11 protein-coding genes and 1 pseudogene are annotated in these 16,304 nt (G+C 72.5%); 6 read left to right on the top strand and 6 right to left on the bottom strand.

Features of this window, described 5'->3' with window-relative positions; genetic code table 11:
- Positions 1 to 93 precede the first annotated feature (93 nt).
- The 3 genes from ACCP09_RS24490 to ACCP09_RS24480 all read left to right on the top strand — a co-directional run bounded on the left by ACCP09_RS24490 (position 94) and on the right by ACCP09_RS24480 (position 7,750).
- A complete protein-coding gene (locus ACCP09_RS24490; protein ID WP_017985417.1) occupies positions 94 to 2,646 on the top strand; it encodes an ATP-dependent Clp protease ATP-binding subunit in 2,553 nt (850 codons plus the stop codon).
- A gap of 184 nt (positions 2,647 to 2,830) precedes the next feature.
- Positions 2,831 to 4,624: an Hsp70 family protein gene (locus ACCP09_RS24485; protein ID WP_123684640.1), complete on the top strand. Its 1,794-nt coding sequence runs from the start codon at positions 2,831 to 2,833 to the stop codon at positions 4,622 to 4,624.
- A gap of 18 nt (positions 4,625 to 4,642) precedes the next feature.
- Positions 4,643 to 7,750, top strand: coding sequence for a BTAD domain-containing putative transcriptional regulator (locus ACCP09_RS24480; RefSeq protein WP_433750542.1), 3,108 nt, complete (start codon positions 4,643 to 4,645; stop codon positions 7,748 to 7,750).
- Positions 7,751 to 7,795: 45 nt separating this feature from the next.
- On the opposite strand, the gene ACCP09_RS24475 is transcribed toward ACCP09_RS24480, so the two are convergent.
- Both ACCP09_RS24475 and ACCP09_RS24470 read right to left on the bottom strand, forming a co-directional pair.
- The gene (locus tag ACCP09_RS24475; RefSeq protein ID WP_017985414.1) at positions 7,796 to 8,590 is read right to left on the bottom strand and encodes an ABC transporter permease; all 795 of its coding nucleotides are present in this window, start codon (positions 8,588 to 8,590) and stop codon (positions 7,796 to 7,798) included.
- Entirely contained in the window at positions 8,587 to 9,552 is a 966-nt protein-coding gene (locus tag ACCP09_RS24470) for an ATP-binding cassette domain-containing protein (protein ID WP_433750537.1), read from the bottom strand. The genes ACCP09_RS24475 and ACCP09_RS24470 overlap by 4 nt, the downstream gene beginning before the upstream one ends.
- A gap of 104 nt (positions 9,553 to 9,656) precedes the next feature.
- Here ACCP09_RS24470 and ACCP09_RS24465 point away from each other — a divergent pair, with 104 nt between their 5' ends.
- Positions 9,657 to 10,574: an endonuclease/exonuclease/phosphatase family protein gene (locus ACCP09_RS24465; protein ID WP_027933637.1), complete on the top strand. Its 918-nt coding sequence runs from the start codon at positions 9,657 to 9,659 to the stop codon at positions 10,572 to 10,574.
- Here the strand turns inward: ACCP09_RS24465 and ACCP09_RS24460 are convergent.
- The gene (locus tag ACCP09_RS24460) at positions 10,561 to 11,427 is read right to left on the bottom strand and encodes a LysR family transcriptional regulator (RefSeq protein ID WP_378333485.1); all 867 of its coding nucleotides are present in this window, start codon (positions 11,425 to 11,427) and stop codon (positions 10,561 to 10,563) included. The genes ACCP09_RS24465 and ACCP09_RS24460 overlap by 14 nt on opposite strands.
- Positions 11,428 to 11,513: 86 nt before the next feature.
- Here ACCP09_RS24460 and ACCP09_RS24455 point away from each other — a divergent pair, with 86 nt between their 5' ends.
- The gene (locus ACCP09_RS24455) at positions 11,514 to 12,347 is read left to right on the top strand and encodes an SDR family NAD(P)-dependent oxidoreductase (RefSeq protein WP_027933639.1); all 834 of its coding nucleotides are present in this window, start codon (positions 11,514 to 11,516) and stop codon (positions 12,345 to 12,347) included.
- 215 nt (positions 12,348 to 12,562) lie between these two features.
- On the opposite strand, the pseudogene ACCP09_RS24450 reads toward ACCP09_RS24455, so the two are convergent.
- From ACCP09_RS24450 to ACCP09_RS24440, 3 genes and pseudogenes are all read right to left on the bottom strand, one after another.
- Positions 12,563 to 13,705, bottom strand: a pseudogene (locus tag ACCP09_RS24450) (FAD-dependent monooxygenase); the annotation flags it as partial.
- 47 nt (positions 13,706 to 13,752) lie between these two features.
- Positions 13,753 to 14,562, bottom strand: coding sequence for an SIR2 family NAD-dependent protein deacylase (locus tag ACCP09_RS24445; protein ID WP_433750532.1), 810 nt, complete (start codon positions 14,560 to 14,562; stop codon positions 13,753 to 13,755).
- Positions 14,562 to 14,858, bottom strand: a complete 297-nt coding sequence (locus ACCP09_RS24440) for an antibiotic biosynthesis monooxygenase family protein (protein WP_017985407.1) — start codon at positions 14,856 to 14,858, stop codon at positions 14,562 to 14,564. The genes ACCP09_RS24445 and ACCP09_RS24440 overlap by 1 nt, the downstream gene beginning before the upstream one ends.
- 41 nt (positions 14,859 to 14,899) lie before the next feature.
- On the opposite strand from ACCP09_RS24440, the gene ACCP09_RS24435 reads away from it, so the two are divergent.
- Positions 14,900 to 16,303 carry an AAA family ATPase gene (locus tag ACCP09_RS24435; protein WP_433750528.1) on the top strand — a complete coding sequence of 468 codons (1,404 nt, stop codon included), beginning with the start codon at positions 14,900 to 14,902 and terminating at the stop codon, positions 16,301 to 16,303.
- Position 16,304: the final 1 nt, after the last annotated feature.

The raw sequence follows: 16,304 nt of genomic DNA, 5'->3' as shown, positions 1-16,304 counted from the left end.
GGGACCGCATGGCTACTACAGTGGACTCACGGTGCTGAATCCATCGCGAAGTGATGGGTGCTCACCGCCGGCGCAGCAGTCGAGGGAGTGGGAATGTTCGAGAGGTTCACCGACCGCGCGAGGCGGGTGGTCGTCCTGGCCCAGGAAGAGGCCCGGATGCTCAACCACAACTACATCGGCACCGAGCACATCCTCCTGGGCCTGATCCACGAGGGTGAGGGTGTCGCCGCCAAGGCGCTCGAATCGTTGGGTATCGCGCTGGAAGGCGTGCGGCAGCAGGTCGAGGAGATCATCGGCCAGGGCCAGCAGGCCCCGAGCGGGCACATCCCGTTCACCCCGCGCGCCAAGAAGGTGCTCGAGCTGTCGCTGCGCGAGGCGCTGCAGCTCGGCCACAACTACATCGGCACCGAGCACATCCTGCTCGGCCTGATCCGCGAGGGCGAAGGCGTCGCCGCGCAGGTTCTCGTCAAGCTGGGCGCGGACCTGAACCGGGTGCGCCAGCAGGTGCTGCAGCTGCTCTCCGGCTACCAGGGCAAGGAGCCGGCCGAGGCCGGCGCCGGCCGCGGCGAGGGCACCCCGTCCTCCTCGCTGGTGCTCGACCAGTTCGGCCGCAACCTCACCCAGTCGGCGCGTGAGGGCAAGCTGGACCCGGTCATCGGGCGCGGCAAGGAGATCGAGCGGGTCATGCAGGTGCTGTCCCGCCGCACCAAGAACAACCCGGTGCTGATCGGCGAGCCCGGCGTCGGCAAGACCGCCGTCGTCGAGGGCCTGGCCCAGAACATCGTCAAGGGCGAGGTGCCCGAGACACTGAAGGACAAGCAGCTCTACACGCTGGACCTGGGCTCCCTGGTCGCCGGCTCCCGGTACCGCGGTGACTTCGAAGAGCGCCTGAAGAAGGTGCTCAAGGAGATCAAGACCCGCGGCGACATCATCCTGTTCATCGACGAGCTGCACACGCTCGTCGGCGCGGGCGCCGCCGAGGGCGCGATCGACGCCGCATCGATCCTCAAGCCCATGCTGGCCCGCGGCGAGCTGCAGACGATCGGCGCCACCACGCTCGAGGAGTACCGCAAGTACATCGAGAAGGACGCCGCGCTGGAGCGCCGCTTCCAGCCGATCCAGGTCGGCGAGCCCTCGCTCGAGCACACCATCGAGATCCTCAAGGGCCTGCGGGACCGCTACGAGGCGCACCACCGCGTGTCGATCACCGACTCCGCGCTGGTCGCCGCGGCCACCCTGGCCGACAGGTACATCAACGACCGGTTCCTGCCGGACAAGGCGATCGACCTGATCGACGAGGCCGGTGCCCGCATGCGCATCCGCCGCATGACGGCTCCGCCGGACCTGCGCGAGTTCGACGAGAAGATCGCCAAGGTGCGCCGCGACAAGGAGTCCGCGATCGACGCGCAGGACTTCGAGCGCGCCGCCCGGCTGCGCGACGAGGAGAAGAACCTCCTCGCGCAGAAGTCCGAGCGGGAGAAGCAGTGGAAGGACGGTGACCTGGACGTCGTCGCCGAGGTCGACGACGAGCAGATCGCCGAGGTCCTGGCCAACTGGACCGGCATCCCGGTGTTCAAGCTCACCGAGGAGGAGACCACGCGTCTGCTCCGCATGGAGGACGAGCTGCACAAGCGGATCATCGGCCAGGAGGACGCCGTCAAGGCCGTCTCCCAGGCGATCCGCCGCACCCGTGCCGGCCTGAAGGACCCGAAGCGCCCGTCCGGCTCGTTCATCTTCGCCGGCCCGTCCGGTGTCGGTAAGACCGAGCTGTCCAAGGCGCTGGCGGAGTTCCTGTTCGGCGAGGACGACGCGCTCATCCAGATCGACATGGGCGAGTTCCACGACCGCTACACCGCCTCGCGGCTGTTCGGTGCCCCTCCGGGGTACGTCGGCTACGAGGAGGGTGGCCAGCTGACCGAGAAGGTCCGCCGGAAGCCGTTCTCCGTGGTCCTGTTCGACGAGATCGAGAAGGCCCACCAGGAGATCTACAACACCCTCCTGCAGGTGCTGGAGGACGGCCGGCTCACCGACGGTCAGGGCCGCACGGTCGACTTCAAGAACACGGTGCTGATCTTCACCTCGAACCTGGGCACGTCGGACATCTCCAAGAGCGTCAGCCTGGGCTTCTCTTCCGGTAACGACGAGGGATCGCGTTACGAGAAGATGAAGCAGAAGGTCAACGAGGAGATGAAGAAGCACTTCCGGCCCGAGTTCCTCAACCGGATCGACGACATCATCGTGTTCCACCAGCTCACCCAGGAGCAGATCATCCAGATGGTCGACCTGATGGTGACGCGGGTGGAGACCCAGCTGAAGGCCAAGGACATGGCTCTCGAGCTGACCGACAAGGCGAAGGCGCTGCTGGCCAAGCGCGGCTTCGACCCGGTGCTCGGCGCCCGTCCGCTGCGCCGGACCATCCAGCGGGAGATCGAGGACCAGCTGTCCGAGAAGATCCTGTTCGGCGAGGTCGAGCCGGGTCAGATCGTAATCGTCGACGTCGAGGGCTGGAGCGGCAACCCGGAGGACCGCGACGAAGAGGCGCGGTTCGTGTTCCGCGGCGAGCCGAAGCCGTCCGACGTCCCCGACGCCCCGCCGGTGAGCATCGGCGCGGGCACCCACGAGGACGACGCCGAGGGCGAGCGCTGATCTCGTAGGCCGCCAGACGCGAGTGCCCCCAGGGAGTGGTTCCCTGGGGGCACTTTCGCGTTTCCGGGCATCTGCTGAAAACGGGGCGAAACACCGGCGTGGCCGGTCGCGACTCCGGTGGGGGCACTTCTCGTCCGGGACTCCCCGATGGTGTGAAAAAGTGGGCTGCGCTGAGGGGAGGCACATGAACGTCCTGGCGATCGACTTGGGCACGTCGAGCACGGTGGCCGTCCTGTCCGCGTTCGGCCGCGGGCCGCGTGTCATCGAGGTCGACGGGTCGGTCACCATGTCCTCCGCGGTCTTCGCGGGCGAGGACGGCACGCTGGTCGTCGGGCAGGATGCGGAGCGCCGGGCGCGCCTGGACCCGGCCCGGTTCGAGCCGAACCCCAAGCGGCGCATCGACGACGCGACCCTCCTGCTCGGCGACACCGTCGTTGAGGTGACCGACGCCCTCGCCGCGGTGCTGCGCCGCGTCGCGGAGGAGGCCCACCGCCAGCTCGCCGGGCAGCCGCTCGACCACGTCCGCCTCTCCCACCCCGCCCGCTGGGGCGCCACCCGCCAGCAGCTCCTCCGCCAGGCAGCGGTCAAGGCCGGTCTCGGCCCCAGCCCGGTCCTCATCCCGGAACCCGTCGCCGCCGCCGCGCACTACGCCTCCCTCGGCCGCACCCTGCCGCCCGGCAGCACCCTCGCCGTCTACGACCTCGGCGCGGGCACGTTCGACTGCGCCGTCGTCGGCGTCACTGAACGCGGCTTCACCGTGCTCGCCGACAACGGCCTGCCGGACCTCGGCAGCCTCGACATCGACCAGGCCCTCCTCGAACACGTCGGCCGCCAGGTCTCCCACACCGACCCGGCCCAGTGGCAGCGGATGCTGCGCCCGCAGAGCCTCGCCGACCGCCGCATCCGCCGCGCGCTCCTGCAGGACGTCCGCGAGGCCAAGGAAACCCTGTCCCGCCACGCGCACACCGAAGTGCCGATGCCGGAACCGTTCGACGACGTCCTGGTCACCCGCGCCGAGCTGGAGGCGCTCGTCCGGCCGAACCTGCTGCGCAGCGCCGAGATGCTCGCCGCGACCATCCGCGACGCCGGGCGCACCCCGCAGCAGCTCACCGGCGTGTACCTGGTCGGCGGGCCGAGCCGCATGCCGCTGGTCGCGGCACTGCTCGCCGAGCAGCTCGGCGTCCTGCCGACCACCCAGGACCAGCCGGAGACCGCGGTCGCGTTCGGACTGCACCACGTCCCGGCCGCCCCGCCGCCGACCCCGCCCGCGATCCCCGCGATCGACGGACGCACCGTCCCGGCCATGGCGCCGGCCACTCCGCCCGTTGCCTGGCAGCCACCGCCGCCCAAACCCAAGGGCGTGCGCAAACCGCTGCTCATCGGCGCCGGCGTCGGTGTGCTGGTCGCCGCGCTGGTGATCACCCTCCTCGCCGTCACCCGCGGCGGGTCCGGCGACCCGGCCGCGGCGGGCACCACCGGGAACGCGGCCCTGCCGAGCACCCAGCAGGTCTCCGCGGGCTGCTCGACCGGCGGCGAGCCGGACTCCGACGGCTTCACGTCCTGCCTGCGCCGCCTGGCCGGCGCCGTTCCGGACGTCGGGACCTGCGAGCGCGGCGGGGCAGGCGTGCCGATCCAGCAGGCGGGCGCCGAGAACGTGGTCACCTGCACGCTGCCCAGCGACTCGACCACCAGCGGCCGCTCCGTCGTCTACTACGAGGGCATGTCGTTCGACGCGCTGAAACCGGGCATCCAGTCCCAGCTGGGCACTTCGGACAGCGCGCTCGAAGGCCGCTGGAGCGGTGACGGGCTGAGCGGCGACTACCTGGCAGGCACGACCACCGGCATGGGGATCATGCTGTTCGGCACGGACGACGCCGAGATCTGCGGCCTGCTGGTGTGGATCGACTTCGGCACGGACGGCCCGACGCCGCAGGACATGGTCGACTACTTCGAGCAGAGCCTCAAGCCCGGCGCCTGATCTGGAACAGTGGTACCCGTGCGGGTGGCACTGCTCGGCCCGGTCCGGGCCCAGGCGGACGACGGCACGCCGATCGACATCGGCGGCGCGCGCCTGCGCATGCTCCTGGCCCGGCTGGCGCTCGACCCCGGGCGCGCGGTGGGCGCCGACACGCTGATCGACGACCTGTGGGGCGCCGAACCACCCACCGACGGCGCGAACGCCCTCCAGTCCCTGGTGTCCCGGCTGCGCCGCGCGCTGGGCAGCGCGGGCACGATCACCTCCGGCTCCGGCGGCTACACGCTCGACGCCGACGTGGACGCCCACCGGTTCGAGGAGCTGGCCGCGCGTGGCCGGCGCGAGCTCGCCGCCGGACGGCACCGCGAGGCCGCCGCGGTCCTCGGCGAAGCGCTCGCGTTGTGGCGCGGTGACGCGCTGGCCGACGTGCTTGACGCGCCCTTCGCGCAGGCCCCGGTCGCGCGGCTGGACGAGTTGCGGATCGCCGCGGTGGAGGACCGCTTCGAGGCCGAGCTGGCGCTCGGCCGCCACGCCGAGGTGCTCGCCGACCTGGACGCCGCCGGGGAAGCGCACCCGCTGCGGGAACGGCTCGCGTCGCTGCGGATGCGGGCGCTCGCCGCGAGCGGCCGCCAGGCCGACGCCCTCGCCGTGTTCGAGCGGACCCGGTCGACACTGGCCGAGGAGCTGGGCGTCGACCCGTCCGGCGAACTCCGCGAAGCCCACCTCGCGGTCCTGCGCGGGGAGGTGGCGCCACCGCGTGCCGAGCCCGCGCTCCCGGTGCGGCTGACCAGTTTCGTCGGCCGCGAGCGGGAACTCGACCAGGTCGCGCGGGCGCTGTCGGCGTCCCGGCTGGTCACGCTCGTCGGGCCGGGCGGGGCGGGCAAGACGCGGCTGGCGACCGAAGCGGCGGAGCGCCACCCGGCTCGCGCGTGGTTCGTCCCGCTCGCGGGTGTGCGGGACGCCGACGACGTGACCGGCGCGGTCCTTGGCGCGCTGGGGCCATTGGACTTCCGCGTCACCAGCGCGCCGAAGGCGCCGGTGGACGCGATGGCGCAGATCGTGGCGTTGCTCGACGGCGGCGACGCGTTGCTGGTGCTGGACAACTGCGAGCACGTCGTGGACACCGCGGCTGACGTGGCTTTCCAGCTGCTCGCGCGGGTGCCGGGGCTGCGGGTGCTGGCCACCAGCCGGGAACCGCTGGCGATCACCGGCGAGGCGCTGTGCCAGGTGGGTCCGCTGGAGGTCGCCGAGGCGGTGCGGTTGTTCACCGAACGGGCGGTCGCGGTGCGGCCGGGCTTCGTCCTCGACGAGTCCACTTCGGACGCCGTGACGGAGATCTGCCGGAGCCTGGACGGGATGCCGCTCGCGCTGGAGCTGGCTGCCGCGCGGCTGCGGTCGATGACGGCGGACCAGATCGCGCGACGGCTGGACGACCGCTTCCGGCTGCTGAACTCCGGCAGCCGCACCGCCGTGCCGCGGCAGCGCACGCTGCGGGCCGTGGTCGAGTGGAGCTGGGACCTGCTGGAGAAGCCGGAACGGATACTGGCCCGCCGGCTGTCGGTGTTCACCGGCGGCGCCACGGTGTCCTCGGCGGAGGCCGTGTGCGCCGACGAGCTGCTGCCCGCCGAGGACGTGCTCTACGTGCTCGGCTCCCTCGTCGAGAAGTCCATTGTGGACGCGGTGTCGACCGGAGGGGAGCCGCGGTACCGGATGCTGGAGACCATCCGCGCCTACGGCGCCGAACGGCTCGACGAGTCCGGCGAGCGGGACGACGTGGTGCGGCGGTTCACCGGGTTCTTCGCGGGGCTGGCCGAGGAGCACGAGCCGAAACTGCGCGGGCACGAGCAGGTCCGCGCGATCGAGGTGTTCGGCGCGGAGCACGACAACATCATGGCGGCGGTGCGGCGCGCCCTCGACGGCCAGGACGCGGGCACGGCGGCGCGGCTGGTCGTCGCGACCCTCTGGTACTGGGTGATCCGCGGGTTCAACGCCGAACCGGCGCCGCTGCTGGACGAGGTGCTGCGCCACGACGGCCTGCCGGACCACGCCCGCGCGTGCCTCAGTGTCATGCACGCGCTCATGACGAGCCTGCCGATGGTGCAGCGGGACGACCTCCCCGAGCTGACCGCCGAGTGCGTGCGCAGCGGCGCGGTCGAGCGGTACCCGATGCTGGCGCTCGCCCTGCCGATGAGCTGCTTCCTCGGCGGGCGCCGGGATCTCGCCGAGCAGGAGGTGCGCCGCGTGCTGCGCGGCTCGGACCGCTGGGCGATCTCGTGCGCGAGCTGGGCCGAGGGGTTCATGGCCGACCAGGACGGCGACCTGGACCGCAGCGGGCGCGCCAGGGACCGGGCGGTGGCGGGTTTCCGCGAGTGCGGGGACCGGTGGGGCACCGCGATGACGGTCGCGATGCAGGCGGAGGCGCACTCCCTGCGTGGTGAGCACGTCGCGGCGATCGCCGGGTTCGAGGAGGGCGTGCGGATCGCCCGCGAGCTGTCCGCCGCGGACGACCTGGTGCAGCAGCTGTCCCGGCTGGCCGAGGAGCGGTTCCGGGCCGGGGACGCGGACGCGGCTTGGCGGGATTTCGCCGAGGCCGAGCGGCTGGTGGGGGACAAGATCGACCGCAGGGCGACGGTGGCGCTGCGGAAGTTCGATGTGGCCCGGCGCTGCGGTGAGCTGGAGGTGGCGCGTGCCGAGCACGCGTGGCTGGCGGCGAACGCGTCGCGGATCCCGTTCCCGGTGGACATGGCGGGGGAGCTGGTCGCGGTCGCCGGCGCGTCGCTGCTCGTCGCCGAGGGGCGGCCCGCGGAGGCCTGGGCGTTGCTGGAGGCGCCGCTGCGCTCGTCGAGCGAGCGCCGGGACCTGCCGGACGTGGCGAAGGCGGCCACCGTGGTCGCCCGCGCGTTCCACGCGGAGGGCGACGCCGAGCAGGCCGCCTGGGCACTCGGCTTGAGCGCGGCCATCCGCGGCGTCTTCGACTCCGGCGACCCGGAGCTGCGCGCGGTGGTCGCCGCCCTCCGGGAGGCCCTCGGGGCGGACGCCTACGAGGCGGCCTACCAGCGGGGCGCGCGGCTCGGCAGCCCGCGGGCGATCGCCGCGGTCAAGGCCGCGGTCGCCGGTCGGATCAGGTGAACCGGGTCTCCGCCGACCCCCAGCGTGCGGCGGAGACCCGGCGCGTCACGCCACCCGGCGCCGGTAGGCGCGCATCGCCAGCGGGAAGAACACCGCGACGATCCCCGCCATCCAGGCGAGCGCGCCCAGCAGCGGCCCGGCGACCGGGCCGCCGTTCAGCAGGCCCCGCATGGCCTCGGTCAGCAGGCTCACCGGGCTGATGTCCGACCACGCGCGGAGCCAGCCGGGCATCGTGTCGGACGGGACGAACACGTTGCTGCCGAAGGTGATCGGCATCATGACCGCCACCATCACGCCCTGGACCGCGCCCGGGCTGCGCATGAGCATCCCGACGAACACCGCGATCCAGCAGAAGCACAGCCCGGCCAGCAGCATCAGCGCGACGCCGACCACCAGCGAACCCGGATCGGTGTGCAGCCGGTAGCCCATGATCGTGCCCGCGACCAGCAGCACCGCGAGCGCCACCGCGTATCGCACGACGTCCGACACCACCGCGCCGATCAGCGGCGCGGACCGGGCGATCGGCATGCTGCGGAACCGGTCGAACACGCCCTTCGTGACGTCGGTGTTGAGGGAGGTGCCGGTGGCCATGCTCGCGAACACCGTGTTCTGCACCATCAGCCCGGGCACCAGCACCTGCAGGTAGGCGCTCGTGCTGCCGGCGATCGCGCCGCCGAACAGGTACCCGAACATGAGCAGGAACAGGATCGGCTGCAGCGTGACGTCGGCCAGCTGCTCCGGGTTCTTGCGGATCTTCAGCACGCCGCGCCAGGCCAGGGTGAACCCGTCCTGCAGGGCCTTGCCCGGGCTGATGCGCCGGGGCAGTTCGAGCACGGTCACACCAGGCTCCCTTCCCGTGTGGTTTCCTCGGCCGGCTTCCCGGTCAGCGCCAGGAAGACCTCGTCGAGGCTGGGCAGGCGCAGCGCCAGCTCGTCGGCGGTGATGCCGGCCTCGTCCAGCTTCCGGACCAAAGTGGACATCAGGACCGGATCGCCGACCGGCGCCGTCAGCAGGCCGACATCGGAATCGCGGGCGGGTTCGATGCCGGTCAGGTCGGTCAGGATCCGCGCCACCGCTTCGAAATCGGCTCGCGCGGTGGGCCGGACCTGCACGGTCTGCCCGCCCACCCGGCGTTTCAGCTCGTCCGGGCGGCCCTCCGCGACGACCCGCCCGTGGTCGATCACCGTGATGGTGTCGGCGAGCTGGTCGGCCTCGTCGAGGTACTGCGTGGTCAGCAGCACGGTCGCGCCGTCGTCGACGAGGCGCCGCACCACCTGCCACACCTCGTTGCGCGCGTGCGGGTCCAGCCCGGTGGTCGGCTCGTCGAGGTAGAGCAGCTTGGGGCGGCCGACCAGGCTCGCGGCCAGGTCGAGCCGGCGCCGCATGCCGCCCGAGTACGTCTTCGCGGCGCGCCCGGCGGCGTCGGACAGCTCGAACTGCTCCAGCAACTCCGCCGCGCGCGCCCGCGCGTCGGCCCGGCTCAGCCCGAGCAGGCGGCCCAGCAGCACCAGGTTCTCGGTGCCGGACAGGTCCTCGTCGACCGACGCGTACTGGCCGGTCAGCCCGATCAGGCCGCGCACCCGGACCGCGTCGCGCACGACGTCGTAGCCCCCGACCGTCGCATGGCCGGCGTCCGGCCGCAGCAGCGTCGCCAGGATCCGCACCGTGGTGGTCTTCCCGGCGCCGTTCGGGCCGAGCACGCCGACCACCTTGCCGGTCGGCACCTCCAGGTCGACCCCGTTCAGCGCGGTGGTGCCGCCGAACCGTTTCACCAGGCCCTCAGCCTGGATCGCCAAGGTCATGAAATCCTCCTCCTGTGTCGGAACCGACTCTTCCGGGGGAACCTGACAGCGCGCGCACAGGCGACTGTCAGCCGCCGCCCAGACGTGACAGGAAGACTGGGCGGGTGGTCTTCTTCGCCGTCCTCGCCGCGGTCTTCGTGGTGTTCGCGGCGATGCGCCTGTTCGGCGTCGACGGCGGGCGGCTGACCGCGTCGCTGATCGCGCTGACGCCGTACTGGATCGTCTGCGGCCTGCTGCTGGCGGCGCTCACCCTCGCGCTCCGGCACTGGTGGATCGGCGGGACCGTGCTGGTGCTCGCCCTCGTGCTGGGCGGGGTGGTGGTGCCGCGCGCCTTCTCCGCGGCGCAGCCGCAGGTGCACGGGCGGACGCTGCACGTGATGTCGTCGAACATGTACTACGGCGAGGCCGATCCGCAGACCATCGTGCGGCTGGTGCGGGAGAACCAGGTCGACGTGCTGAACCTGCTGGAGCTGACGCCGCAGGCGGTGTCCGCGCTGGAGGCGGCCGGGCTGTTCGAGCTGCTGCCGCACCGGGTGCTGGAACCGGCCCGGCGTGGCGCCGGATCGGGGCTGGTGTCGCGCTACCCGGTCACGCAGCTGTCACTGGCCGGACCGTCCGAGTTCGCCCAGCCGAGCGCGCGACTGGACCTCGGCGGCGGCGTGTCCGTCGAGGTCGTGGCGGCGCACCCGACGGCGCCGGTCGCCGACGCCGGGGCGTGGAAGTCGGAGATCGCGGGGCTGCCGCACCCCGATCCGGACGGCCCGGTGCGCATCCTGGCCGGCGACTTCAACGCCACCCTCGACCACGGCACGCTGCGCGATCTGATCGCGACCGGCTACACCGACGCCGGCGACGCGACGGGCGAGGGCTTCACGTCGACCTGGCCGTCGAAACTGCTGCCGCCTCCGGTCGCGATCGACCACGTCCTGGTCGACCAGCGCGCCGCGGTGACCGCCTATCGCGTGTTCCCGATGCCGAACTCCGACCACAAGGCCGTGTTCGCCGCGATCACGCTCCCGTGAGCTGCGCGTGCCGGACGAACCGCGCGACGTCCGGGGACGTGGCGGTCGCGGCCCACACGACGTGCAGCTCGCTGGGTGACAGGCCGTGCACCGGCACCACGGCGATCCCGGTGAGCGGCAGCTCCGGCAGCAGCGTCCTGGGCACGAAACCGACCGCCTGGCCGAGCCGGACCGCGCTCGCGTACTCCGCGCCGCTGCGCACGAGCGGGCCTGGCTGCCAGTCGTAGGGGATCCGGTCGGTGCCGGTCCAGTACGCCGTCTCGGTGGCCGACATGTCGACCCACCGCGGGAACGTCTCGCCGTCCAGCTCGGCCCGCTCGATCGACTCCCGGCAGGCCAGCGGGTGCGACTGCGGCAGCAGGGCGACCCGTTCGTCGATCCGCACCGGATCGCTGTCCAGGCCCCGGCTCTCGAACGGGACGCGCAGCAGACCGACGTCGGCCGCGCCCGTGCGCAGCTCGTCCGCCTGGACCTGCCAGTCGGCCACGGTCGCGACGGCCCGCGGTTCGTGTTGCTCGTTGTAGGAATCGACCAGACCCTGGAGCGTGGCGACGTCGCAGGCGCGCGCGGTCACCCGCAGCTGCGGCCCCTCCTGCCCGAACCGCGCCACCCTGGCGATCGCCGCCCGCGCGTGCTCGTCGATGCCGCGGGCGTCCTCGGCGAGCATCCGCCCCGCCGCAGTGAGCTCCGCGCCCTGGTGCCCGCGGGCGAACAACGCCGTCCCGACCCCGTCCTCGAGCGCCCGGATCGCCCGTGACAACGCCGGCTGCGTCATGCCGAGCCGTTGCGCGGCCGCGGTGAACGTGCCCTCCGTGGCGACCGCCAGGAAATACCGCAGGTGCTTCAGATCCACTCCGACAGGCTGCCATGCCAGGCCGGCATGGGCCCATGTCCGCGCGGCTTTGGACGGATTCCCGCCACTGCGCTGAGCTGAACGGCATGACACAGAAGGCAATCGTGACCGCGGGCACCGGGGGACTCGGCTTCGAGGTGGCCCGGCAACTGGCCCGGCTGGACCACGACGTGGTGATCGTCGGGCGCGACCCGGAACGCGGCGTGGCGGCGGCGCGGACCATCGGCGGCCGGTTCGTCCAGGCCGACCTCTCGGTGCTGGCGGAGGTGCGTGCGCTCGGCGAGCGGCTCGCCGCGGAGGGTCCGTGGCAGTTGCTGGTGAACAACGTGGGCGGCATGTGGTCGCAGCGCTGGGAGACGGCCGAGGGTATCGAGGCGAGCTTCGCGGTGAACCACCTCTCGCCGCTGGTGCTGACCGAAGCGCTGCTGGACTCGCTGCGGGCCGGCCGTCCGAGCCGGATCGTCGACGTCACGTCGTCGTCCATCCAGGCCGCCCTGACGCTGGGCACGCCGTCGTACGCCGAGGTCGAACCCGGCGAGTACTACGGCATGGCGGTGTCCGGACGCGCGAAGCTCGCGCACCTGGCGTACAACCGGGAACTGGCGCAGCGGCTGCGGGGCAGCGGGATCGCGGTGTTCGCGGCGGACCCGGGCGCGGCGGCGACCCCCAACGCGGCCGAGATGACGCCCGAGATCCTGCCGCCGGCGCTGCGCCCCATGTGGGAGCAGATCCTGGAGGGCGTCCAGCGACCGGCGTCGGAGGCGGCGCGGTCCGTCGTGTTCGCGGCCACCGACCCGTCGCTGGAAACGGGACTGGTGATCGGCCCGGACTGCACGCCGTCGGAGGACCTGACCGGGGCGCTCACCGATGAACTGGTGGCGGCTGCCCGTGACCTGACCGAGCGGGTGCTGAAGCAGTAGTGCGCGTACCGGATCCGGCCGCTCGGGGGGCGTGACGGCCGGATCCGGTATGCCGGACGACTGCGAGGAGCACGGTGGCGCCCGTGCATCCGCAGCCGTCTGGTTAGAGGGAAAGACGGCTCCGACGGGACGCGTGGAACCCTCGTGTTCACCGGATCGAGTGGCGCTGGTCAGTAGTCCTTGACCGGATAGGAAGCCACGACCTGCGCGAAGTCCGCCACACCCGTTTCGACCAGGACCTCGGCCGCTGCGCTCGCGTCCGCCGCCTGACCGGCCTGGGCCCGGCGTTCGCGCAGGTTCGCGACCGCCATCTCCTGGTTCGCGCGGGCGTAGTCCCGCAGTTCCTTCTCGTACGCCGCGAACGCCGCCCGGTGGTCGCCGGCGGCCGCGGCCAGTTCGCCGGCCAGCACGTACGCGCCGATCATCGCCAGGCTCGTGCCCTGCCCGGACATCGGCGAGCCGCAGCACCCGGCGTCGCCGAGCAGCACGACCCGGCCCCGCGACCACGAGTCCAGGAGGATCTGGGCCGCGGAGTCGAAGTGGAAGTCCGCGGCCGCTCGGGCGTGCTCCAGCAGCCGCGGCATCTCCCAGCTGTCACCGGCCAGCGCGCGGGCCACGATCTCCTTCTGGCCCTCGACGTCGCGGTGGTCGTAGTCCACCGGCTCCGCCGAGCCGAACATCAGGTAGGCGCGAGCTTCGGTGTTGTCCCGCGCGCTCATCACCATCGCGCCGCGCATGTCGCCGTCCGGCATCTGGTGCATGACCTGCCAGTTGTCCAGTCCCAGGAAGTTCGGGACCGTGCACACGGCCATGTGCACGCCGAGGTGCCGGATGAACCGCTCGGTGGGGCCGAAGACCAGGCGGCGGGTGTTCGAGTGCAGCCCGTCCGCGCCGACCACCAGGTCGAAGGTGCGTGCCCGCCCGGACTCGAACACGACGCGGACCTCGTCGTCGTCCTGGTCCAGCTTCGCGATCGAGTCGCCGAACAGGTACTCGACGTCGCCGCCGACGGATTCGGTGATGATCCGGGCGAGGTCGTCCCGCAAGATCTCGACGTCCGGGTTGTCCAGCTCGCCGCCGCTGACCGTGCGGTCGGTGGTGCGGTAGACCTCGGCGCCGGTGGTGTCCACGACCGACATCCCACGCATGCCGGTGCTGTGCGCGCGCAGCTGGTCGAGGATGCCCATGCGCTCGGCGACGTCCAGCGCCGGGCCGCGGACGTCGACCGCCTGCCCGCCGGGTCGTGGGCTGGGCGCCCGCTCCACCACGGTGACGCTGAAGCCGTAGCGGGTGAGCCAGTGGGCGAGAGCGGGGCCGGCGATGCCGGCGCCGGAGATGAGGACCTTGGTGTTGTTCATGCCGCCACGCTGCCGGGCGCCGCTTACCGGTCGCTGACCGGAAGCTGTCAGCTGCCGAGCAACGTGGTCAGCGCAGGCAGCGCGGCACGGGGGATGGAGACGCCGCGGCCGTGCCGGACCTCCGGCTCCCGCGGGTTGATACGGATCAGCGCACCGGTCGCGGCGGAGGCCAGCTCGGCGTACCGGCGCACGGTCGGCACCGCGCGTCCGGCGCCGATCTCGACCACGACGGCGTTCCGGTTCGCGCGCCGCCACTCACCGAGCGCGCGCGTCTGGGCGTCGGTGCGGGACGGCAGCCAGTCGAAGTCGCCGAACATCATGATGTTCGGCCTGGCCAGGCCGCCGCAGTTCGGGCAGGACGGCAGCGGCGGGCGGGCGCGCATCGTCGATTCGTCGATGTCGAGGGAGAAGTCCGCGGGCCAGATGTCCGGGCCGCACGGCACCGCGCACTGCAGGTGGTGGATCGACCCGTGCGCCTCGGCGACCAGCTCGAACCCGGCGCGCTGGAACTGGCCGTCCACATTGGACGTGAACACGGCGACGCCGCCGGGCAGGCTGCGGCCGTGCCGCAGCAGCAGACCGAACCCGGCGTGCGGCTCGGTGCGCCGGTACATCTCCAGCCGGTGGCCGTAGAAACCCCACGCCAGCTCGGGATCCTCGGCGAAGTGGCGGGGGCCGGCGATCTCGGCGAAGCTCAGCCCGAGCCGCGCGTACGGCGGATAGGCCCGCCAGAACCCCTCGTTCCCGCGGAAGTCGGGCAGCCCGGAGTCGACGCCCATGCCGGCGCCCGCGCACACGAGGAGCGCGGAGGCGCCGGCGAGCATCTCGGCGGCCTCGGACAGGCCGTCGTCGGTCATCAGTCGAGCGGAACGACCTCGAACTCCAGCAGGTTCGCCCCGCTGGCCACCGGCCGCGAGCTCTGGCCCGCGTGCGCCTCCTTGGCCGGGCCGCTCGCCCACGCCTGGTACGCCTCCTCGGACTCCCACTTCGTGTAGACGAAGTAGCGGTTGTCGCCGGCGACCGGGCGCAGCAGCTCGAAGCCGAGGAAGCCGGGCTGCCCGTCCACCGAGTGGGCCCGGTTCGCGAACCGCTTCTCCAATTCGGGGCCCGCGCCCTCGGGAACCTCGATCGCATTGATCTTCACGACTGCCATGACCTCAGCCTACCCAGCCCGCATCGCTATGCTGGGACGTAATGGGGATCACAGGTGAAGATCGCAAGCTGGCCCGGGGGCTCGCCGGGGACCTGCGGAAACTCGTCCAGACGGCCGCGCTGGTGGTCGACGAGGACAACCCGGCCGAGGAGCTCATCGGCCGGATCACCGGGCACCTCGGCGTCGGGTTCCGGCAGATCGTGCTGGTGGGCCAGGACTTCCCGCCGTGGGAGCACGCCAACGTGCACCGGGGCGTCGAGGCCTACCTCGCCGAACGCGGCGGCGCGCCGGAGTGGTTCGGTGTCACCGGCGCGAACCGGGGGCACGAGGAACTGACCGGAATGCTGTCGTCCGCGCGGCGGCACGGCGCCTTCGAACTGGGCGCGGTCGACATGGCGACCGTCGCGATCGGACCGGAGGCGACCGAGGAGGTCGTGCAGTTCGGGCTGGTACTGACGACGGCGCCGGACGGCGAGCCGGTGGTGGTCGCGCTGCGCGGGCCGAACCCGCAGCACGGGCCGTCCGCGCTGTCCAAGGTCGAGGTGCTGGCAGGCGACCGCGCGGCGGCAGGCGCGGCACGCGACCGCATCGAGCAGCTCGCCCGCGAGCGCGACGTGCTGCGCGGCCAGGTGCTCGCCTTCGGCAGCAGCGAGTACCGGGGCAACGAGCTGCTGACGTTCCTGCCGCGGCCGGCACTGACCCCCGAGCAGGTCGTGCTGCCCGAAGGGGTGCTGCCCGCGATCGAGGACCACATCGTCGGCATCGCCGAGCACGCCGACCGGCTGCGCGCCGCGGGCCAGCACCTCAAGCGGGGGCTGCTGCTGCACGGTCCGCCCGGCACCGGCAAGACCCACACCGTGCGGTACCTGCTGAGCCGCCTGTCCGGCAGCACGGTGATCATCCTGACCGGCGCGGCGATGCGGTTCATCAGCAAAGCCGCCGAGCTGGCCCGGCGGTTGCAGCCGTCGATCCTGGTGGTCGAGGACGTCGACCTGGTCGCCGAGGACCGCACCATGCCCGGCGCGGGCGGCTCGTTGCTGTTCACCCTGCTCGACGCCATGGACGGGATCGGCGCGGACGCGGACGTCACGTTCGTGCTGACCACCAACCGGCCGGAGGCGCTGGAGGCCGCGCTGCGCGACCGGCCGGGCCGGGTCGACCTCGCCGTGGAGATCCCACGGCCGGACGCCGAGGGGCGGCGCAAGCTGTTCGAGCTGTACGCGCGCGAGGTGGAACTGGCGGCGGACCTCGAGCCGGTGATCGCCGAGACCGAGGGCGTCACCGCGTCCTACGTCAAGGAGCTGCTGCGCCGGGCGGTGCTGCACGAGATGCGCGACGGCGCGGACGGCGAGCGGATCCGGGTCGGCGACAAGGCGCTCACGACCGCGCTGCGGGACATGCAGGAATCGCGGAACTCGCTCACCCGGTCGCTGCTGGGCAGCTGAT

It is taken from the genome of Amycolatopsis sp. 3B14, from assembly GCF_050958625.1.
Classification (GTDB): Bacteria; Actinomycetota; Actinomycetes; order Mycobacteriales; family Pseudonocardiaceae; genus Amycolatopsis_E; species Amycolatopsis_E thermoflava.
This window is presented reverse-complemented; position numbering and strand designations above follow the sequence as displayed.